Source organism: Phormidium sp. CCY1219 (assembly GCF_035615515.1).
In the GTDB taxonomy this organism is placed as follows: Bacteria; Cyanobacteriota; Cyanobacteriia; order Cyanobacteriales; family Laspinemataceae; genus CCY1219.
In genome coordinates, this window is the sequence record NZ_JAJENT010000795.1 from 1 (window position 1) to 21,314 (window position 21,314).

Sequence of the window (21,314 nt, forward strand, 5' to 3'; positions counted from 1 at the left end):
TTAGGCTGGTCAGGTGGTTAGAAGTACAAGCCCCTGGCTTTAGACATGGGGTTGGTTTCTACGGAGTCCCTGACTGGTCAATGACTACTCCGAATGAAAGACGATCGCACCATCGCGAATCACCACCAACTCGACGATGAGCGGACCGACAGTGTAAGTGGTTTCGGCGGCGATCGCCTGGACTATCATCGATTCGCCATAGTTTTCCAACTCAATGAGAAATTCGATCGCCTCTGCGAGATGTCCATCGCCAATTGTAATCGAATCTGCCAGAATACCGGATCGTTTAGCGCGGAAGTTAGCCGCACCTAGCAGCAGATTGAGGCGTTCTTGAATTTCTTCGGCACTCATTTGCGCGGGTTCCACCGAAGTGGTCGCGACAATTTCCCCTTCTTGGAACACCACTTGATTGACCACCGCATCGGCGAAGACATCAACTTGGGTTTCTCCCAATAAGTAATTCGCCGCCGATAGAATTCGGACCACATAATCTCGACCATCATCAATTCGATCCACTAATTGTTCGATATCTGCATTGGGAATAAAAATCACCTCTTCCTCGGATTGGGAAGTACCCGGGCGAATCATGTCGATCGCGGCGCGATTCGCTTCTTGCAATAATTCCTGGGTTGCTTCCCGCGCCCCATAGGGTCGCAGCACCCGAACCACTCCGGAGGCCAAAACTTGGTTGCGGCGGATAGCAACTGTGCCCTCGCGCAACAGTTGAAAATCCCGTTCCAGGTTTTGCACTTCGCGCTGTAAAAACGCTTGTTGGTTCCCCAGTTCTTTGAGCAGCTTTTGTTGTTGCGCGATCGCGGTTTCCTGTTGCGAGATTTCGCGATCCTGAGCGGCAAGTTCCCGAGTTTGGGCAGCGATTTCCTCCTCCTGGGCGGCGATTTCGAGTTCTTGTCGCTCGATTTGCGCTTCGCGTTGCGCGATCGCCTCCTCCTGGGCCGCGAGTTCCTGTTCCTGGGTGGTGAGTTCCTGCTCTTGCGCCGCCAATTGCTGCTCTTGGGCGGCAATTTCGCGCTCTTGTGCCGCGAGTTCTTGCTCCTGTGCCGCCATTTCGTCTTTTTGCTTGGCGATTTCTTGCCCCTGTCGGGCGATGTCTTCGGACTGAGCGGCGATTTGCAGTTTTTGCTCTGCGAGCAAGCGCTTTTGCTGTTGGATTTCCTGCTTTTGGTTCGCGAGTTCCCGGCGTTTTTCCGCCAATTCGCGATCGCGCTCTAGGATCAGCTTTCGAACCTGCTCTCCCTGTTCGATGAGTTCTTGTCGTTCGGTTTGCAGCAATTCGATATCTTGGCGCAGGGTTTGCGCTTGTTCCGTCACCTGTTGCAACTGGGTTTGGGCGCGCTCGAATTTGGATTCGATCTGGTTGAGGTCCCGTTTTGCCCGCTCGAAATCTCCTTGCACGCGATCGAGTTCCCCTTCTCTTTCCTCCAGTTCGGTTTGAGTGCGCTCCAATTCGCCTTCAGTTTGAGTTTGTTGGGCGATCGCTTCCTGCAACGATTTGTCGATCGCATCTAGTTCCTGTTGCGCCACAATTTGCTGTTCTCGCGCTTTTATCAATTCCGCTTCCACCTGTTGTTTTTGCACCGTAACCGCAAATAGCTCTTTTTGTGCCTCGCGCAGTTCTTTGAGTTTTTCATCTAATTTAAACACCCCGACGCGCAGGGATTTACTGGTGGCAAATAGAATCCCCAAGGTGGAAGCGGCAATCGTAAACCCGGTAATAATTGTTACCACGGTTGCCGTTTGCCGGGGGCGCAGACCAAATAGACTCAGCCTTGCTTTTCCCACCTTGGTCCCCAAGCGATCGCCCAAGGTGGCCAATAGTCCCCCCAAGACTAAAATGGCCAGTATCAGAACGAAAGCGCTGGTCATCATAATTAAAATACCCTCGCGATCGCGCCTTTTTCAACGTTCCGGACGAGAAGTGAACGCTCAACCCCCCTGTTTCTTTTCACTGGATAACCCTCGCGCTGAACTACTTTAAAAGTTCCTTCACCGTTGGCGATCGACATGCCATCGTTTAACCCACCCTTTTGTCTTTTATGGTAAAAGTTTTCTGAGAAAAAAGCCAGGAACAAACCTCCCAAACCGGAGAATCATCCCGCTTTCTCCATATTGCCCGAAACCTATCCGTGAAGTTGCAGTTTCGGCGGGCGCGATCGCATCGGCGCTCTCTCGGTGGGATAACATCGGCATTCCTCCACATTCTATCCGGCCACTGGGAAAAATTCAATCCCGCGAGTGGGGTATATCTCCCCGACTTCCCCCACCCATCGACTCCCGAGGAATCAAACCCTCTCGTTGCCGCCGATGGATTGTCCTATTTATTATCACATCACTCTCTGTTTGTCAAGATAACTTTTGATGTATTTTTATCTTTCCAGGAGTTAGTGCAGTAGAGGATAGAAACCGAGTTGGTGCAAAAAAAAAGGGATGAATTAACAAAACATTAACGCGAGAGATACCGTTGATTTTCCCCTTTATCTAAGACTGAATCGGCACTTTCCTAGAGAGTGTTTTGAAACACAATTCCTGCTGTTATCCTTCCTTGTGAAGCAGAAGGCGATCGCGTTGATAATTAATCGATAAATCGGCTATAAAGTTTAATCGATAGCAACGCCAATCGAGTATAAAAATAGGCATTCATTGCGCCATTTTTTGCCAAACATGCAGTATAATTCCGGCGGAATATTTGCTTAAAATTAATCCAACACATGCTAGTGTAGGTTGAGCCACTAGCGAGACAATTAACGGGAAAGAAAGAGCCGCTTAAACCCCAGGAAGAGAGAGAAAAAACGGCGATAAAATAGAGACCACGGGACATTTTACGGGGGACGCCCACGTGGTCTCAAAACCTTTAGAAATTGTGGAAGGTAGGGGAATTAAAACTGTGGAGAAAGCGATCGCGTAGCAGACAGGCCACGGTTAAGGTCAGGGCGGAAACTCCACTTCCAGAAAGACCGTTCGAGAAGCAATCAGTTGCGGGCTTAAAAAGGGAAACCCATTAACCTGACCCGCGAGAGAATCCACAGGGGATCAGGTGAATTGTTCGCTCAACGCCACTGGATTATGCACCGTAATTTTTTTCTTGTGAATCGAGATCATTTGTTCTTGACGCAGATCGCCCAGCAGACGGGTCACGGTGACGCGAGTTGAGCCAATTGCTTCAGCGATCGCCTGATGAGACAGCTTCAGGTCGATAGTAATCCCATCAGGAGAAGGCACCCCGAAATCCCGGCACAGAATCAGCAAAAAACTAACCAATCGCGAACCCATATCCCGGTGTGCCAAGGTTTCGATCATCATCTCGGTTTGCAAAATCCGCGAAGAGAGTCCGCGCAGCATCACCATCGACAGGTCCGGATCGTCCTTGAGCGCTTTTTCCACTTGCTCGATCGGCACCGAGAGCAACTCCACGGGGGTAAATGCCACCGCATGGTAAAATCTGTCCGATCGATGGCCGGTAATCAGAGACAGCACGCCAAAAACGCTATTTTCGCGCAACAGTGCCACGGTGATTTCTTCCCCCGCCTCATATACGCGAGAGAGCTTCACGGCACCTTTGAGCAGAAAATAGACTCGTTCCGCCGGATCCCCGGGGAAAAAAATGGTCTTGCTTCGTTCGTAACTTTCCACCATCGGCGGGAACGTTCCCGTTCCCATTTGACGAAAGACAGCGGCAAGGGGTTTATCTTGGGTCATTATCATATCCATTGGGCTTTAATCCGATAATCTAGAATTTTATGTCTGTTATAAACTCGAACCAGGGTTGGGTATAAGCAATTGCCGGGGGTTTGCATGGGGTTAGTTTTGCACTTTAAATTACTTAAACTGAGCTGAAGCGCTTTTTTTGTACTAAAGGATACAGAATCGCGGTCAGATTGTCCAACAATTTTTGACACCTGTGGCGGATAACTTCACCCACCGCCGGCAGGGCCACTGCATTTTTTCTCGGAAAACTACAGGAGCGATCGCGCCTGTAGAGGCACCGATTGTGATTCAATCAAGTTTGGGGTCAGCTCCCCCCCACTGGAGAGGCGATCGCCTCTCGGGTTGCAGTTTGACCCCTATCCCACACACACCGCAGCTTGCGATGCACCCTCCACACCGGGCGCGCCCTGGGGCGGAATCCCTGCCCATGCCCTGGCAAGATTCCGGGAGATTCCACATCGCCGCTGCTTGCCGATTGTTCCTAGAATAAACCCTCCATGCTAGATTTAACAGGAAAACACGCCTTAGTCACCGGCATCGCCAATAACCGCTCCATTGCCTGGGGCATTGCCCAACAGCTACACCAAGCGGGCGCTGAACTCGGCATTACCTACCTGCCGGACGAAAAAGGACGCTTTGAAAAGAAAGTCCGGGAATTGGTCGAACCGCTCAATCCCACCGTATTTGAACCTTGCAACGTCCAAGACGATGCTCAGATTCAATCCACCTTCGAGACTATCCGGGAAAAATGGGGCAAACTCGATATCCTCATCCACTGTCTGGCATTTGCCGGCAAAGACGAACTTTCCGGTGATTTTAGCAACACCTCTCGAGAAGGTTTTACCCGCGCCTTGGATATCAGTTCCTATTCGTTGGTTTCCCTCGCCGCCGCCGCCAAACCCTTAATGACTCAAGGGGGTAGCATCGTCACCCTGACTTACTTAGGCGGGGTGCGCGTGGTTCCCAACTACAATGTCATGGGTATTGCTAAAGCTGCACTGGAAATGAATGTCCGCTATCTGGCGGCGGAACTGGGTTCCCAAAACGTCCGGGTGAATGCAATCTCTGCCGGACCGATCCGCACCCTGGCTTCTTCCGCAGTGGGCGGGATTTTGGATATGATCCGTCATGTGGAAGAAGTGGCACCCCTGCGCCGCACGGTGACTCAGACGGAAGTGGGCAATGCGGCGACTTTCCTCTGTAGCGACTTGTCCAGTGGCGTCACCGGTCAAGTGCTTTATGTAGACGCGGGTTACAACATTATGGGAATGTAACCGAGGCGGAATTGAGAATTGAGAATTTTTGTTGGATTCTTAATTCTTAATTCTGACTGATTTTGCGGCGAGATACCATAGATTATAGATTTTTTTCATAGTTGCAATCATCACATCATGCAGACGACAGTGAGTGGCGCTTCTGACAATCCAATTGGCAAGGACTTGGAAGCGCAAGCAAATTTAGGGGAATTGCCGAGAATGTCTACCATCCGGCGCACCACCGGCGAAACTGACGTTCGGGTAACGGTGAATCTGGATGGCACCGGTCAATGCTCTGCAGCTACTGGCATCCCGTTTTTAGACCACATGCTGCATCAAATCGCCTCCCACGGATTGTTCGATCTGGAGGTGGAGGCGACGGGGGATTTGGAAATTGACGATCACCATACCAATGAAGATGTGGGGATTACTCTGGGTCAGGCGTTGCACAAGGCACTGGGCGATCGCAAAGGGATCGTCCGCTTCGGTCATTTCTTCGCCCCCCTGGATGAAGCTTTGATTCAAGTGGCGCTCGATTTCTCCGGTCGGCCTCATTTAAGTTATGGTCTGGAGATTCCCACCCAGCGCGTCGGTACTTATGACACCCAGTTGGTGCGCGAATTCTTCGTGGCGGTGGTGAATCATTCTCAAATGACTCTCCACGTTCGTCAACTCGATGGGATTAATTCCCACCATATTATCGAGGCGACGTTTAAGGCATTTGCCCGATCGCTTCGCATGGCGGTTGAAGTCGATCCCCGTCGCGCTAGCACTATCCCCAGTTCTAAAGGCGTTTTATAACCATGTGGGGGCGCAGACTTCCGGTAGGTCTATTCCCTACCGGAATTTGCCCTCTCCATTATCGCCGCGAAAGGGTCGAATTGAACCGCAACGATTGACAGGAGTTTCCTTCGGTGTTAGGATGGGCTATATAACCCATTTTGCCGCCAATTCTTACCCCGGCCATTCCTTCAAAAAACTCAAACGCTTCTTCAAATTGTAAGGGGATGACTCGGTTGCCGATCGGGTCGATATATCCCCATTTTTCGCCAATTCTCACCGCGGCTAATCCTTGGTAAAATAAATCGGCACTGTCGAATTGTGGCGCGATCGCTACTTCGTTATTTTTATCGATATACCCCCATTTTTCGCCAATCTGTACCGGCGCTAATCCTTCGGAAAAGAACGTGGCATTGCTGAATTGTGCGGCGATCGTCAGATTTCCCCGGCGATCGATAAATCCCCACTCATCGCCAATTTTTACCGCCGCTAATCCTTCGGAAAAGTTGCGGGCATTGTCAAACTGAGGCGGAATCACTCGATTGCCTTTTTTATCGATATATCCCCATAGGCGATCGAGTTTGATGAGGGCGCGATCGTCGGAAAAGTCAAATGCTTCGTCGAATTCTGGGGGAATGACGCGATCGCCGTTTTTGTCGATATATCCCCAGCGATCGCCAATTCTCACCCGCGCCAATCCCTGGGAAAAACTCCACGCCCAATCTAAATTGGGGGCGATCGTCACCGCCCCGGTTCGATCCATAAATCCCCACTTAAAATCCATCCACACCGCCGCTAATCCTTCCGCAAAACTCAACGCCCCCTCTAAAGTTAAGGGAATCACCGGCTTTCCCGTAGGGTCGATAAATCCCCATTTGCCACCTTTCATCACCAGCGCCATCCCTGTAGTAAAGGGAAACCCATCGTCATAGGTGAGGGGAATAACAATATTGCCAGTTTTATCGATAAACCCCCATTTTTCCCCCTGGTTCACCAGCGCTAACCCTTCGCTAAAGGGCAATGCTTCGTCATATTGCGCCGGAATCACAACACAGGACATTGCGATCGCGCAGTGAGTCAGTGGGGCGACAATTCCCCCAATCAACATAGGCGCGGGGTTCCACATCTCTTGTCTCTCATCCGTATTTTATAGTAGGGTGGGCACCGCCCACCGTATTGCTCTCTATTTTAAACCCAAACCTAGAGTAAAAACTCCCGCATCCACTCAGGGTAGGGCTAAATACAAGGTTGCCCGCATGACAAGGGCTAATTGAATACAGGATGAATGAAGCTGTGTATTTTAAACCTAAATGTAGGATGGTGATTCTCCACCCTACTGATATCGATGGGTTCCACTGTTGTGACCCTATTCAAGCAGGCGATCGCGTTCATACGCCCAAATCGCCAAGAAACCAAACATAAATCCCGCCCACAACAACCACAGCAGATGCAAGACAATCTGCCCATCATAAGCATCCAATCCCCCTGACCACACCGCTAATTGAGCATAGTGATAAAACGGAGAAAACGTCACTAAATCCTGAACCCAATCCGCCGGATAAGGAATCGGGAGACCACAGGTCAATAAAGCCACCGGGAGAGACAACCCTATAATTGAGTCCACGCTTTTCGGTTTAAATAAATAACCGAGAGCCAATCCTAAAATCGCAAACGGAATCACACCGAAAAGCAAACTCGAAAACATCCTGACCCACGAGAACAAACTTTCTTCCAAATCTATCCTCAAAGCCACGATATAAAAAATTAATAACAAATTAACCGTCAACAGCACGAAAGCCACCACAACTTTGGCCGCCAAATAGATTTTTGGACTCAGAGGTGTCACGCGCAAAAGCTTCTGCCACCCTTCAATTCTTTCCGCCGCTACTCGTTTCCCCAATCGTTCTATAGAAAAAATAAGCAAACTCAGTGCGGCAAAAGCCAACAATCCGATTTTTCCCAATTGTGCGGTTAATAGTACCAGGAAAGAAAAACCGAAAACTCCTAACAAATAGCCACGATCGCGAAGAAGCTGAATCCCTTCAGCCCAGACTTGCTTCCCAAATGGCAACCAGACGCGCTGATTCTCTACAGTTGCACGAAGTTCCGGTTTTTTCTTTTTCTCCCTCACTTCATTCAGCCGTTTTTCTTCGGCAATTCTCCCATCCGCCAAAGTAATCAATCGCGTCGCCAGATGACTCAATTCTTCCCAATCCGATTTGTTATTCGTGACCATCAGAATGGTAATTCCCTTCTCTCTGCACGCTTTAATTTGCCGCCAAAAAGTGGCGCAGCCTTCCGGATCCAAATTTCTCGTCGGTTCATCTAGAATCAGGAGGTCTGGATTCCCAGCTAAAGCTATAGCAAAATAGAGGCGTTGTTCTTCACCGCCAGATAGCTTAGAAGCCCAATCCTGATGTTTCCCTTCTAGATTGACAGTATTGAGAATTTCCTCAGTGGAAAGAGAATCGGGATAATAGCTTCGCAGCAAATCCACTAGCTCTTTCACCTGCAGATTTTTCGGAACTGCTACTTTTTGCAGCATGACGCCCAGGCGAGTTTTGGATTCTGGCGTCTGTGGCGCGTGACCCAATAACTTCACCTCTCCCCTTTGGGGATTTCTCAACCCCAAAATAATGTTAATCAGCGTGGTTTTCCCGCTTCCATTGGCTCCACATAAGGCAACAAATTCTCCGGGTTCAATGGTAAAACTTACCCCATCAAGCACGGTCTTTTGTTCCTGGTTGCGGGTAAATGTTTGAGAAACATCTCGAACTTCAATCGGATTCATTAATACTCCTCTGGTTTCACGACATTACTGAGCTAATTATCCACCACAGCACTATCCCCACCCCCACGGCGACGATTAAAGGAACTCCAGTTACAGCGGGTAAAATAGCAGCCGCTGCTGCTCCTGCTGTCACTGCTGTTACTTCCACTATAGGATCGGCTATAGGTACTTTTGTATTCAACAGAATCAATATTCCGATTGCTGGGATGATAAAAAATCCAATGCTTGTCCCTATTTGTTTGGCAAAGGATTGGGAAAAACTTTCCCATATGCCCGATTTTTGCGGATTGGATTCTTGAGTATTTTTTTCCACTTCTGTCATGGTTATTGTTCCTAATTGTGTCAGCAAAATTTTAATTTCACTCAACGCAAGGGTGAGTAGAGTCGGGTGGGTTGGCTACTTACCGCTCTGATTGTCATGTGGAACCCAGTAGGCAATGCCCCCCTACAGCTAGGGTATCGCATTTTATAGGGTAATTTTTGCTGGATTTATTGTCAATTGGCTTTTTCTCCATTTATCTTAGTTTTTATTCCGGTAACTATTAACTATATCATTGAATTGACGGTATAACGAATTTTTTAATTTTTTCCAATCGAGTTTTTCCTCCACAAATGGAGCAGTTTTAGGGGATATCATCTTTTTTAATTTTTTCCAATCGAGTTTTTCCTCCACAAATGGAGCAGTTTTAGGGGATATCATCGGATGGTCGGACTGTTGAATTTCCCAGGTTTTTATGCCAAGCAAAAAAGTCCACAGCAAAAAAAATAAAGCGACAATTAATTTAATGCGGCTGGCTTGAGAAATAGACTTGAAGAAGTTAGCGATAGATTGCAAAATTATCCTCCATTATGGCGTTAAAATCAGTAATTGCAGACAATTAAACTGCCGGAAAATGGCCGTGGCCGACAGGTGTTTTTGTGGCAGAGGGGTTAAATCTTTCTGCGGTATCGGTAGAGTTATAGGGAGGGTGCGTGCGACAAAATGTTATGGATAGGAGAATTAAAATATCGGAGGCACCCGACGCTCTAGCAGGCATTTCCTAATATCCTAATATGAGCTGAACCCTGCCCGGACAGTAGTGCTAGCTTTGGGGGAGTAATTCTGCCTTTTTTTTTCGCGTATTCTTCTGAGCTGATAATGCCGGAATTTTTGGCATTTTCCAGTTGTTTTAACTTATCGGCAAAAGCGACTTCTTGTTGCAGGACTGCTGCTTTCTCATCGAACTCTTCTTGGGTTAATATTCCAGCAGATAACGCAGCTTTGAGTTGCGACAGTTTGCCATCTAATTCCGCATTGGTGGTTTGGTTCATTAACTCAGCTTTTTTGGCTTCATATTCTACCTGAGTTAAAATTCCTGCATCCAAAGCCTTTTTCAGACCGAGCAATCGTTCATTCAGTTCGCTATTCTTTTGTCGGTCTCGAATCTGATTTTCAATTTCGGCTTTTTTGGCCTGATACGCCACTTCATCGATAATACCTTGGTCTAAGGCATCTTTGAGCTGCTTGAGCTTTGCTTGCATTGCTTCTTGCTCTTTCAACTCAGCCAATTCTTGCTCGGATTTCCGTTTGGCTTTAAAAATCACCTCTTCTTCGATAAACTTCCATACATCTCCTTCTACTTTTTTCGTCCATCCTGTGGCTAACCCACTCCCAATTACGCTAAACCCTCCAGTGAGTACCGCCGCTACACCACCAGCAACTAAGTTGCTGGCCCATTCTCCGGTTCCGAGTTCTACAGAAAAGTCGTTGGGTTCTCCTTGCATCAAAATGGTGAACGCCCGGGATGCTCCCACTGCTTTTCTCCAGGCTTCTGATTTTTTCGCCTGGACGCACCAAGAGCCTTCGGTTTGATTGGCTTGTACCTCATATCCCTGGTCTAAAAACCAGGTTTCGAGATGTTTTGCTAAGGCATCTAGGTCGATGTTTTTGTCTCGATAAGTTTTCTTGGTCATTATTCAACATCCTCTTGCGAGTTATTGGGTGTCCGCGAGTTCGGACATCGGCTAATATAGAGAGGAAATGCGATAATACGATCGCTCACTGACATCAGGACTGACCAGTTCGTTCATCAGTTCGCACGCCAATAACAGCCTCACCCCCGGCTATTGTGCCGATTTTTGCGGAATCGGCTTGGCGATCGCCACTGATGGAATCATGGTGGACTCATTGCTCCACCAGCAATTTATCCGACGATTTTCCCTCTCGGAAAAGGTGGATCCATTATCAAATTCCCACAGGCACTATCCTAGTCTTCAGCAAGTTTGGGCTAGCCTGCTGTACTCAGTTTCCCCTGCCTCACCCCCCCCGGTATAAAATGGTCTTTAGTACAGAATAAGCTAATTTTCACCCGAAGTTTCCTGATACGCATCAGTAATTGTGCTAGGATTGCATCAGTAATTTTGGAGGATCTACCAATGGCACTCACTGACAAGCAATTTACAGAAGCACTCCAGCACTGGGACTTAGACACCCTTTACGCTGACTTGGCATCAGCGAAGGGCAAAAGCCTGACACCAGTGGAAAAGCTCCACCTGCGGGGGTTGCTCTGTGGCTGTAGTCCCTCCACAATCGCGGAACAGTTGGGAAAAAATGCCAAAGGCGTGGAAACAGACCTCTGTGCGACCCTGTATCGATATGTTAAAAGTTTAGTGGGCAAAAGCAATGGCAAGATAGAAAACTGGAGAAAAATCGCGGAATGGCTCGAGGATGCCGGATATAAACGAAAGCTCGATCGCGTCGCCTTGGATAATTTATTGCCGGAAAAAAGTGTGGTCAATATTACTAATATAAATATCGAAAACAATCAATTAGTGATAGCTTTTAACCTACGAATTCCTACCTCAAAAGCCCTAAAAACCTCTGGAAAAAATTTAGATATACTCAATAACGTCGCACTTGACTAACTGTCGGCATGATTTTCGATGGTTTGATGCCAATTTCTCCAATTGTGGGGAAGAGCCTTCACCGATGGAAAGGCAATTGGCCGATGGTAGATTGTCTCAACTCTATATTATACCAATTTGAGACAATCTATCTTGTTATCCACTCATTGCGCTTTTTCCTAGCACTCCACCAGACGAAATATCAAATACCACGCCGCGAGTCATGCCCGATACTGCCGATTATAAATTGCAGGCTGCCAATTTGGCCATAAAAGCGCCAAATCCTTCCCGATACTCACCCGAAACCTGCCACCCACTCCACGGAAAATGTCCGGTGGGCGCATCTATTGTAAAGTTAAGATTCTCTTGACGAAGCCAAGAATTATTCACGCGCCATCCTACCGTGTCGGCGAAACGTTGGTAAGGTTTGCTTCCTTGGGTACTTTCCCAAATCTCTTTCTGGACGCTATAGCCAAACCGTCCCCCACTCCGTTCCACCCACAGGGTATCGATCTGCCTCGCAGTTTCACAATCAAACCCTTTTTCCATCAAAGTATCGGTTTGCAAATCTGCCGCTTTCCAGTTGCCGATCGCTAGGTAATTTTCTAGGAATGTTATCCCATTATTTTCCGGATTTTCGCATTGACTTTTGACCTGGGTATGCCATGCGATCGCCTCTGAATTGCCCGGTTCGATTTCCAACGCTTTCTCCAAAGCACTGACCGCTTCTTCACATCGATTTAACTGATGTAAGGAAACCCCTTTATTAAACCAAGCGTCGAAGAAATTCCCCTGATTTTCAATCGCTTTCTCGTAAGATTCCAGGGCGGACTGGTGTTGTTCTAATTCCCGGTAGGCAACTCCTCGATTGTGCCAACTCCAAGCCAAATCTGGGGACTGTTTCAACGCTTCCTCATAAGCAGCGATCGCCCGTTTGTATTGCTTCTGTTGTCTGAATTCATCCCCTTGCTGATGCCACTGTTGCGCCCTAGGGGTTGGGTCTGGTTCCTCCGGAGAAAAACGAACATCGCCTAGGAAAAATTCGGTGAATATTGCCACGCCAACCACCAGAATTCCGCCAAATGGAAGAAACCGAGTCAGGGAATTTTTTGCCAGTTGCAAAGCGGAGGAAGTGGAAGGGGAGGTGGGAGAGAGGGGGGGAAAAGTGGCGGCGATCGCCTGCAATGCTTCTGCTGCATCGGCGTAGCGATCGCGGTAATCAAAGCGCACCATTTTGCTTAAAATCTCGGCCAATTCTACACGAACTCGGACGCGATCGCGCCACACCAATTCCCCACTTTTATCTTCTTCCAGTTGATGCGGCGGTATTCCCGTAAGTGCGAAAATGGCCATCACTCCCACAGCATAAATATCGCTGCTGAGTTTGGGTTTTCCCATTGCCTGTTCGCTGGGCATATACCCCGGTGTGCCCACCGCCACCGTGCGCGTCGTGAATCCGGCGGCATTAACTTGTAGGGTACTGACTTCTTTCACCACCCCAAAATCAATCAACACCAAGGAACCATCGGGACGACGCATAATATTTTGGGGTTTAATATCCCGATGAATCACCTGATGCTGATGCACATACGCCAGCACTTCGAGCAGTTCTCGCAATAACTGAACGGTCTCATTTTCGCTCCACTGCTTGCCCGATGCGATGCTGTGACTGAGGTCTTTCCCTTCGATGAATTCCTGAATCAAATAAAATTCTCGATCCTCTTGAAAATAGGCAAACAGTTTGGGAATTTGGGAGTGGTTTTCTCCCAGTTTGTAGAGGATTTCGGCTTCTTTTTCAAATAAGCGCAAGATGTGGGGATGGATTTGTGTGGGATGCACGCGCTTGACGGCGCATTTGGGTTTGGGCGCGATCGGCAAATCCAAGTCTTCTGCCAGATAGGTTTCGCCCATGCCGCCAGATCCTAACTTCTGGATGATTGTATAGCGCTGTCGCAGTATTTGTTTCATCGCCTTCCTGATGCCACAGACCCTTTTAATTGATTGTCTCATAAATTGCCAATTTTGTCGCCGTTCGATATCCCTCGTGGGGTGAGTCTCGGGTCTGAGGGGTGAAGGGATTGAGGAAAGGCGGGCGCGGATCTGATTCCCAACGAGTTCGGTTTGAGAACCGATACGGCTGCTCTAATCAGCGTTCGAGTTGAGCAGTTGTCAGGGTTGTGGGTGCTTTATTTGTCATTGCCTTTGACTCCTATGAGATTGCCACTTGTGAATAGAGCAGCACAAAGGATTCCACTGGGGAGTTATATGGTATCCGCTCAATTGAGTGCAATACAAGAGAAAGGGGTAGGGGCGAGTTTATTCCACTTGTAATTTGGCAGCATTCGTTCATTCAAAAAACCCGCTCCTACAGATATTCTGGTTAATCCACCAGACTTGATATTAGATCGCCGACCCTAGATTGGCGATCGCGAAACCACCCCGCGCCGCCAGTGATGTCCGACTCTCCCGACAATCGCTGAGTACAAAAAATTAACCTTCATGCTTGTCCTTTGCGAGTCATGCCAATTCCCAATCGGTAGAGATCTGGAACTTTATACCGCTGTACGTTATCTTCTGTGCCTTCATAGACCGAAATCAAACCAACCTCCCGAGCCAAAGTGAGTTCTTCATCTAAATTAGACAACTTGTTCGTTTCCAACGGCGATCGCCCCAGTGCTTGCAATTGGTCAATCAGTCCGTTTAGTTCCGGAAACTCCTCGTTCACGAGAGCATCGAGCGCCTGCTTGGAGACCTCTTCTAGAGAAGCCATTAAAGCGCGGGGGCGAATGATGGTTTTCCGATAGGGATTGCGCGAGTTTTCTCTCTGTTCCCACTCGGTTGCCACACGAAACAGTTGCAGCAAAGTGCGAGGACTGTGATTATCGCTGCCGTCAGCCAGCCGCTTCCACACCCACGTGCGAGTAAAGGTCGATTTTCCGCCCCGCATCCGTTCCCCCACCAACAGATTCCAGAGCTGGATAACCTGCTCGTCCATCCAATAGTTGTGGTTGGGCAAGAATTCGCTACCCAATATAGATTTGGATATCTCCCGGAACGTGGGCGACAAGAGCGCTTGCTTCAGTGCCACTTTCAAGTAATCTATGCGATTGGTCCACTGTAAGGTCACCGATCGCCCAAAAAAATGGCTTTTATTCTCAAACTGAAGCTGCCGCCAAATGTCCTCCCGGAGAACAATCTTAAATTTGAGAGATTGGAGATTGTCTCCCATATCCGTTACCCAGGAAAATAGTCCCTCAATGGCCTGCTTACGCCGCTTTCGGTCGGTCTGTGTATTGCCAAACCCCGTATCGAGACCGTCACACAAGAGCAGAGTCGGGGGGGAGGACGCGCGATCGATGTGGTTTAACCAATCTTTAGCCAACAGGCCAATCTCACTCAGCCCGAGTAACTTTTGAACTAGGCGCACCGCTTTTTTTTCTGTATCCGGTTTTTCTCCCAAAAGCTCTGCCAGGGCATCATCCGGTTGCGGATAGCGTTCTGGCTCGGATAGATAACAGGCGAGACAAGTTTGCACGATCCAGAAATCCCGCCAACTACTGCCGGTCTGTCTCAAAGTGTTTTCAATTATCTTGAAGCCCTCCGCACTCATCACCCAAAGCCGATCGCCCCTGAGTGGAGCCGGAGACAAAACCACCGCAGAGTGTCGATCGCCTTCCATCAAACGGCGAAATATAGCGGTTTTTCCGGTTCCCTTGCGACCCAATACCAAGGGGATTTCGGCATTAAGGGCGCGCGTCACCACTCCGGCATCCACAAAAGTTTCGAGAAAATTGTTTTGCACCTCGGCGGTTCCGCCGGAGAATGAGAGTTCCTTGAGGATTTGGCTTTTGGCATCGGACACAGAATCAGGAAAGCGCTGTTCGCTGGGCGCGGGGAGGAATCGTTCCAGCCATTCGGCAATCGGTTCAAAGTCCTGCCAAATATCGCGATCGCCCATAATCCTATCTGAGGTAGCGATCGCTTCTCGATAGGGAACAAAATGAGCTATTTCCGAAGGAATCATCGGTTCGGCTTCCGACCTATCTCGCTCTACCACCGACAGCCACTCGCTAATCCATTCAATCGCGCGATGCTGGTAGCGTTCCACAACTTCCGGGGCTTTGCTCGCCGGAATGGGTGAAATGAGAAACCGGGGTTCTGGAGTTAGTGGTGGGAGCTTAACCCGTCGGGTACGAGCCGCGAGCAAGGCGCGCACCAGGGCCTCAGTGCCGGTTAAGGTTTGCGGGTGGGGAAAGAAGCTCACGATCGCCAGATCTGCCAAGTCAAAGAGTAGCGGAGCGTTTAAAGGCGCAATCCCCGTGCGTGCGTCTAGCAAGATAACATCCGGTCGAAACGGCAACTCTGAGGCGAGCATATCCATCAAGTCTCGCAGGGGATTCCGTTCCTCGCGATACCAGGCCCCCGGATCGATAAAGTTTAGCTTGCGGGCGTAATTGGCATCGGGAATCCCACCGGGAAGACAATACAGGTCCTCCGTCTCGCTGAGGCGCAGGAGATGGTTGGCAATGTTACGCGGGCGATCGCCTCGGTCTAACTCGAGCAGAAGGGATAATAATCCTTGTCCCGGCTCGATCTGTGCTTCTTTGCCAAACAGGGCGGCTAACCCTGGCGCTTCTAAATCCATATCCACACAGAGGACGGTGCGATTCCGACTGGCGAGAATTCGGGCAGTATAAGCAAGAGCAGTGGAGCGACCCACCCCTCCCCTGAAGGAATAGAAAGTCGCGACAATCGGACGCTCTAAGTCTTCGTCCAAGTCGGAGGCAAAGACAATCTCTTTACATTCAACATTCTCAGGGTTTCTGCTGCGCGCCAGTGCTTCGGGCCATAGGGGCAGGTCTTCTAAGCTCGAGTCTATCGGCAAAACTCCCGCCCATTCTCGTTCCTGCGGCGTTAACAAGTCGAGCCACTCGATGTTGATGTCCTCCAGTCCGGGTACAACAATTTGCTTGCGCTGTTCGTAAGTCTTGTCGGCAAATCCCTCAGCAATAACGGCAATTCGCCACCCAGAAAAGGGATCGGGTTGGACGCGCACTTCCTGGGTGTCCAAGTTCGCTCCATCGAGGTTATGCTGGATGCGCTCTTTTATTTCTGCATGATTCATTAACGCCTCCGGGGTTTGCTGCGACGAATTTGGGTCTGGAGCCATCCGTTTAATTTCTTGGCTCCCGCCATCAACTCTTGAATACCGAGACCTTCCGGACTCAGATGGGTCTGATAGCGCAACGCTGTATCCCAATTTTGCAGAAAGAATGTTTTGTAACCTGCCGAATCCTTGAGGTCTGAAAACTCGAATCCAGACACTCTTCATAATTTATGCAAGTTATGCCCTAGCGCTCCAGAAGTGGGGGTGGGGATACCACGCTTTTGCAGCAAGGCTTTTAGACTGCATTCGATGGCATAACCGGCAATGTAAACAGAACCGACTGAAGTCGGTCTGCATTTCGCGATCGCTTCGGCATCGGCGGCTCGCTCGTTGGCCACTGCGCTGCAATCGTCTGCCGTTGTTGGTTCCATTCCGCTTGTCTCCTCCACGCCATACATGTGCATTTTATAGCATTTTGAGTTTGGCGGCGAACAATTCACACGATCGCGCATAACGCTCGGGGATTCTCGGGTGGTACCTGCGATCGCGACCCAGGTGCGTACAATCGAAGTGGGCAATTGAAATACCGCCGAGGCAGGCTAAGTCCGCGTCTCGGCTGAGCGCAGTCGAAGCCCTACGCGGACGAATCCTTTTTTACAGCTATTCCTCCGGACGGGATATCAAGCAGGCGTCGGCCTTCTCTCACTGTCGCTCACAAAAAACCGATCGCGCCTCACAAGGAAGCGCGATCGCAAATCACAATATATAAAACTGGCTCGTCGCGTTCCGATTAAGGATTCACGCGCCACAACTTGATCGTGTCATCAAAGCTGCCGCTGACCAAGGTTTTGCCGTTTTTGCTGAAAGCCACTTCCACCCAGTCAGAGTGTCCCTTGAGCGTCCCCACCTGGGAGCCGGTGTAGGTTTTCCACAGCTTGATCGTACCGCCTAAATCGCCAGTAGCGAGGGTATCGCCATCCGGGTCAAACGCCACGGAGTGGACCTGTTCCAAATGACCCTTCAGGGTGCGGAAGGGGATACCGGTTTCAAGATCCCACAGCTTCACCGTCTTATCCCAGCTACCGGACGCGAGAGTTTTCCCATCCGGACTAATCGCCACGGACCACACGGCATCGGAATGACCTAACAGAGTGCGCTGCAGTTGGCCGCTGCGCCAGTTCCACAGCTTCACGGTGCCATCGGTGCTGCCAGAAGCGAGAGTGTTGCCATCGGGAGAAAAGGTGACGGATTGCACTTCTTGGGAATGACCCAAAAAGGTGCGAACCAAAGCACCGTTAGATTTCCCATACTTGCCACCATGCAGTTGCCACACTTTCACAGTTTTATCAAAACTGCCAGAGGCGAGCATTTTGCTATCGGGGCTGAATGCCACGGAAAACACCCCTGCGGTATGCCCCTTCAGGGTATCGAGCAAGGTGCCGGTGTTGAGGTCCCAAATTTTGATAGTTTTGTCGGCACTTCCACTGGCGAGCAGATTGCCGTCGGGACTGATGGCGAGGGTCCACACGGGATCCGCATGACCGCTGAGAATCCGGATGGGAACCCGGACGTTATTGGCATTGACTTGCCACAGTTGAATCGTACCGTCGGTACTGCCAGAGGCGATGGTTTTGCTGTTGGGACTGACCGCGATCGACCAGACCGGTCCGGATGCCACCGCCAAGGTCCGCATGGGTTGGGCTTTGTTCAACCCGACGCTATTGCGCTCCAAGTCGGGGAGAGTGTAGGAAATTTCCGGAGCCTTGACTTTGTGCATCATGGGCTTTTCCGGTTCGGGGGCTTCCATGAAGGTTTGCGGCACGGGAGAGGGAGCGCGATGAGCCACGAGCATGGAAACCATCGCGATCGCTGCCCCACTCGCTGCAGTGGCCCAGCGGACTTTTTGCGGCGGTAACACCCCTTCGAGCGATCGCGCATTCAGGGCGGTGCCGATTTCTGCCGCCGAATGATACCGCTGGTTGGCGTCCCGTTGCACCATGCGGTCGAGCACGCGACCTAACTGCACGGACACGGGCTTTTTCAAATAATCCCGCCACACCCAGTTTTCGGCTTTAATATTGTACAGATCGAACGGCGGCAACCCACTCAACAAATGCAAGCAGGTGACGCCCAAAGCGTACAAGTCACTGGCAACCACCGCTTGCCCTTTGGTTTGCTCCGGCGCTGCATATTCGGCAGATCCGATCGCCGAACCGGCTTTCACTTGCGTCATGCCGGTGGGGAATTGTGCCGTGCCAAAATCCACTAACACGATTTTGCCGTCACTGTGGCGGCGAATCAGATTTTCCGGTTTGATATCCCGGTGAATCAAGGCATGACGGTGAACGAAATCTAACACCGGCAGCAGGTCATTGAGCAGTTGCCGAACTTTAGTTTCGCTGAAGGTGCCGCTTTCGGCGAGCTCGCGCTCTAAATTCTCGCCTTCCACGTATTCTTGCACTAAATAAAAGCACCCTTCGTCGGCAAAGGAGGCATAAAGCGCCGGAATCTGCGGGTGTTTGCCCACTTCATCCAGCCGCACGGCTTCTTGGGTAAATGTACCCATTTGGTTGTAAATCGCCCCAGAATGGTCCGCGCTATCGGTTTTCGGGGCATAAAACTGCTTGATGGCGCAGCGCGGTTTCGACGGTTTGTCTTCGTCCACCGCTAAAAAAGTGCGGCTATTTTTTCCCTGACCGAGTAGCTCCAGGCAACGGTAGCGGTTTTTCAGGAGCAAATTTTGCCCGCAGCTCGAACAGGTGTCAGCCGTATATGGATTTTCACAATTTTGGCAATTGGGATTGATGCAATGAGTCATAATTGGCAAGCCCTTAGCACATTTAATCTATGATAAATCTTCCCACGAGTCTTTTAATTTTCCGGTGTATCCACCGATAGAATTGAATCGCTTACTGCCTGAGAACAGGCAAGGGGTAAGCTCTTCTGTCAGTTTAAGGCATCACCAGATGAATTGAATCCCCCGAGGGGGCGATCGCGGCAGAATATCTCAATTTTACCTAACATCAGGAATACTGGCGCAGCATCGGCCACCCCTTCGTTGTCTGCCATACCAAATCAGGATTATCCATTTCATCGATCGCGCTTTGGCGGCAACTGATGAAGAAATGTTGCATTCCCTCCACCGATTGCATTGCCCGGTTGCTATCCCCATTCCGCCACGGCGATCGCCCTACTGGGGCGGGAGGCTCGCCACCTTCGCCCCATCCCCTCCCTCGCACCGGATCTCCCGATCGGAGGGCGACACAGATGGCCTTGGTTTCCCTCTAACTCATATCGAACCCACATCCACCCACAGGTTCCCCAATCTGCAACCCCATTCCCCCTACATAACATTCAAATCTGCGCCCACTTCAGTTGCGTATAAGTGGCGAGTTCGTCCCACCTACAGGACTTTACCGACCCATTCCAGTCCCCTTCTTGTACTTTGGTTTCCGCCTCTTCTTTCTTTTTTTCATATTGCAGGATTTCACAACACTCTTGCGGCGGACTTTCCATCACCTTGGGCAAGATGACGTGAATTCCCTCCACAATTAACGCATCGATTTTCACTAGCTCCTTGGATGCCAACCGCAGGTCAACTGGCGAGTTCTTCTCCTGTTGAGTCACCACATGCAAATTAGACACGCGATTCAACACATAGGCAATTAATTCTAACCGCAAGTCGGACTTCTCTACCACTTCTTGATAAAGCGAGTAGGGATAGGTCTCTAAAACCCGATCGAGTTTTTTAGAAACCACTTCGCAGGTTAAATTAACAATTTCTTTAGACATGATTGCTTTTTCCTTCTATCTATGACCAACCGATTTACCCCTTCGGTTGCTTGCCTGTTCTCGAAAAACCGCTACAGAATCCTTCCTCCTCTAGATTCGGAGCCGATATCGCCTTCCCGGTTGCATCAAGCTCCTCTGCCTACCGGGTTTCCGTTTGGCTGCCGTTCGTTTTTGGACCGGATATCCAACCCAATCGTAAATTTTTATTTACAATTCTTGAATCAATCCCACAAGACAAGTGCTTCATCTTTTTCCTAGTTTAACACTGTCAATCGGTAGTTATTTATTAAAAAAATATAACATTTCCACCCCCTTGAGCTGAAGTCAACCCGGAGCGCTCCGTCGCGCCAACCCAATCCCGAAATCATTTCTCCTCATGCAAAACTTTCCCCATAAATCTCTCCCCCGGATAGAATCATTCTGCCGCAAACTATGCTACAATTTAATTAGGCAACCCCGTCCCAAACCCCCACCTAATTGTGCTGGAGCGCGGGATAACCGCAGCCACCCGCTTCGCCCTAGCACTAGAACAAATGGAGGTTCAAAACCACCTTTAAACTGCTTACAGATTGTGTAGCAACGATTGCCGAGAAAAAGCGGCTTCCACGGCGGGGATCGAAGCGGCGATCGCCCGGTTGGCACGGTTCGATGCGATCGCTGTAGTTCGCGCGAGTCGGAAGGGTCTCGAACTCAACCACCCTGTGGGCGACGCCCAACGTCCTCCCGCCCGGAGAACCCCCGTTCAATAGGGTAATCTCGCCACTGGGGGTACGAGGCAATTTATTAATATTTTTTTTAGGGTTTGAGCGCGGCGTGGGGAAAGGAGTAGTGTCGCCACCGGGATGGGCGATCGCCTATTTTTCCCCGCCATCATCCCCGCCCAGAAGGCATACTGGAAGATAGAGGTGCGATTCGTTCCCGCAAAAGTGGAGGGTAAATGCCTGAAGCGTGAGCGGGGCAAGGAACACAGCCCTTAAAGGCT

18 protein-coding genes are annotated in these 21,314 nt (G+C 49.9%); 5 read left to right on the forward strand and 13 right to left on the reverse strand.

From position 1 onward, the window contains the following. Positions 1 to 84 precede the first annotated feature (84 nt). On the reverse strand, positions 85 to 1,887 hold the full coding sequence (locus LKK83_RS24445) for a DUF3084 domain-containing protein (protein WP_324634028.1): 1,803 nt from the start codon (positions 1,885 to 1,887) through the stop codon (positions 85 to 87). Positions 1,888 to 2,144: 257 nt separating this feature from the next. Here LKK83_RS24445 and LKK83_RS24450 point away from each other — a divergent pair, with 257 nt between their 5' ends. Beyond that, on the forward strand, positions 2,145 to 2,411 hold the full coding sequence (locus tag LKK83_RS24450; RefSeq protein ID WP_324634029.1) for a hypothetical protein: 267 nt from the start codon (positions 2,145 to 2,147) through the stop codon (positions 2,409 to 2,411). A 637-nt stretch (positions 2,412 to 3,048) separates the two neighbouring features. Here LKK83_RS24450 and ntcA read toward each other — a convergent pair. Then, positions 3,049 to 3,714, reverse strand: a complete 666-nt coding sequence (ntcA, locus tag LKK83_RS24455; RefSeq protein WP_442957365.1) for a global nitrogen regulator NtcA — start codon at positions 3,712 to 3,714, stop codon at positions 3,049 to 3,051. Positions 3,715 to 4,220: 506 nt separating this feature from the next. On the opposite strand from ntcA, the gene fabI reads away from it, so the two are divergent. Both fabI and hisB read left to right on the forward strand, forming a co-directional pair. Continuing rightward, positions 4,221 to 4,997 carry an enoyl-ACP reductase FabI gene (gene fabI, locus LKK83_RS24460; RefSeq protein ID WP_324634030.1) on the forward strand — a complete coding sequence of 259 codons (777 nt, stop codon included), beginning with the start codon at positions 4,221 to 4,223 and terminating at the stop codon, positions 4,995 to 4,997. A 201-nt stretch (positions 4,998 to 5,198) separates the two neighbouring features. Next, on the forward strand, positions 5,199 to 5,780 hold the full coding sequence (gene hisB / locus LKK83_RS24465) for an imidazoleglycerol-phosphate dehydratase HisB (RefSeq protein WP_324634048.1): 582 nt from the start codon (positions 5,199 to 5,201) through the stop codon (positions 5,778 to 5,780). A 58-nt stretch (positions 5,781 to 5,838) separates the two neighbouring features. Here the strand turns inward: hisB and LKK83_RS24470 are convergent, their stop codons facing one another. From LKK83_RS24470 to LKK83_RS24490, 5 genes are all read right to left on the reverse strand, one after another. Beyond that, entirely contained in the window at positions 5,839 to 6,885 is a 1,047-nt protein-coding gene (locus tag LKK83_RS24470; protein WP_324634031.1) for a WG repeat-containing protein, read from the reverse strand. A 240-nt stretch (positions 6,886 to 7,125) separates the two neighbouring features. Then, positions 7,126 to 8,550 carry an ABC transporter ATP-binding protein/permease gene (locus tag LKK83_RS24475; protein WP_324634032.1) on the reverse strand — a complete coding sequence of 475 codons (1,425 nt, stop codon included), beginning with the start codon at positions 8,548 to 8,550 and terminating at the stop codon, positions 7,126 to 7,128. A gap of 16 nt (positions 8,551 to 8,566) precedes the next feature. Continuing rightward, the gene (locus LKK83_RS24480) at positions 8,567 to 8,872 is read right to left on the reverse strand and encodes a hypothetical protein (RefSeq protein WP_324634033.1); all 306 of its coding nucleotides are present in this window, start codon (positions 8,870 to 8,872) and stop codon (positions 8,567 to 8,569) included. Between the two features lie 198 nt (positions 8,873 to 9,070). Beyond that, complete coding sequence (locus LKK83_RS24485; protein ID WP_324634035.1) at positions 9,071 to 9,385, reverse strand: hypothetical protein; 315 nt, start codon at positions 9,383 to 9,385, stop codon at positions 9,071 to 9,073. 191 nt (positions 9,386 to 9,576) lie between these two features. Beyond that, positions 9,577 to 10,503: an SHOCT domain-containing protein gene (locus tag LKK83_RS24490; protein WP_324634037.1), complete on the reverse strand. Its 927-nt coding sequence runs from the start codon at positions 10,501 to 10,503 to the stop codon at positions 9,577 to 9,579. A gap of 462 nt (positions 10,504 to 10,965) precedes the next feature. Here LKK83_RS24490 and LKK83_RS24495 point away from each other — a divergent pair, with 462 nt between their 5' ends. After that, positions 10,966 to 11,454 (forward strand): helix-turn-helix domain-containing protein, encoded by a 489-nt coding sequence (locus LKK83_RS24495; protein WP_324634038.1) that lies wholly within the window; start codon positions 10,966 to 10,968, stop codon positions 11,452 to 11,454. 219 nt (positions 11,455 to 11,673) lie between these two features. Here the strand turns inward: LKK83_RS24495 and LKK83_RS24500 are convergent, their stop codons facing one another. The 6 genes from LKK83_RS24500 to LKK83_RS24525 form a co-directional block, all read right to left on the reverse strand. Beyond that, positions 11,674 to 13,401: a protein kinase domain-containing protein gene (locus LKK83_RS24500; RefSeq protein ID WP_324634039.1), complete on the reverse strand. Its 1,728-nt coding sequence runs from the start codon at positions 13,399 to 13,401 to the stop codon at positions 11,674 to 11,676. Between the two features lie 529 nt (positions 13,402 to 13,930). Further along, complete coding sequence (locus tag LKK83_RS24505; RefSeq protein WP_324634040.1) at positions 13,931 to 16,603, reverse strand: P-loop ATPase, Sll1717 family; 2,673 nt, start codon at positions 16,601 to 16,603, stop codon at positions 13,931 to 13,933. A 158-nt stretch (positions 16,604 to 16,761) separates the two neighbouring features. Then, a complete protein-coding gene (locus LKK83_RS24510; RefSeq protein ID WP_324634041.1) occupies positions 16,762 to 16,971 on the reverse strand; it encodes a hypothetical protein in 210 nt (69 codons plus the stop codon). A 359-nt stretch (positions 16,972 to 17,330) separates the two neighbouring features. Beyond that, complete coding sequence (locus LKK83_RS24515; RefSeq protein ID WP_324634042.1) at positions 17,331 to 19,358, reverse strand: serine/threonine-protein kinase; 2,028 nt, start codon at positions 19,356 to 19,358, stop codon at positions 17,331 to 17,333. Positions 19,359 to 19,563: 205 nt separating this feature from the next. Beyond that, on the reverse strand, positions 19,564 to 19,779 hold the full coding sequence (locus LKK83_RS24520) for a hypothetical protein (protein WP_324634043.1): 216 nt from the start codon (positions 19,777 to 19,779) through the stop codon (positions 19,564 to 19,566). Positions 19,780 to 19,894: 115 nt separating this feature from the next. Then, positions 19,895 to 20,332: a late competence development ComFB family protein gene (locus tag LKK83_RS24525; protein ID WP_324634044.1), complete on the reverse strand. Its 438-nt coding sequence runs from the start codon at positions 20,330 to 20,332 to the stop codon at positions 19,895 to 19,897. A gap of 569 nt (positions 20,333 to 20,901) precedes the next feature. Between LKK83_RS24525 and LKK83_RS24530 the strand changes: the two genes are divergently transcribed. After that, the gene (locus tag LKK83_RS24530; protein ID WP_324634045.1) at positions 20,902 to 21,081 is read left to right on the forward strand and encodes a hypothetical protein; all 180 of its coding nucleotides are present in this window, start codon (positions 20,902 to 20,904) and stop codon (positions 21,079 to 21,081) included. Positions 21,082 to 21,314: the final 233 nt, after the last annotated feature.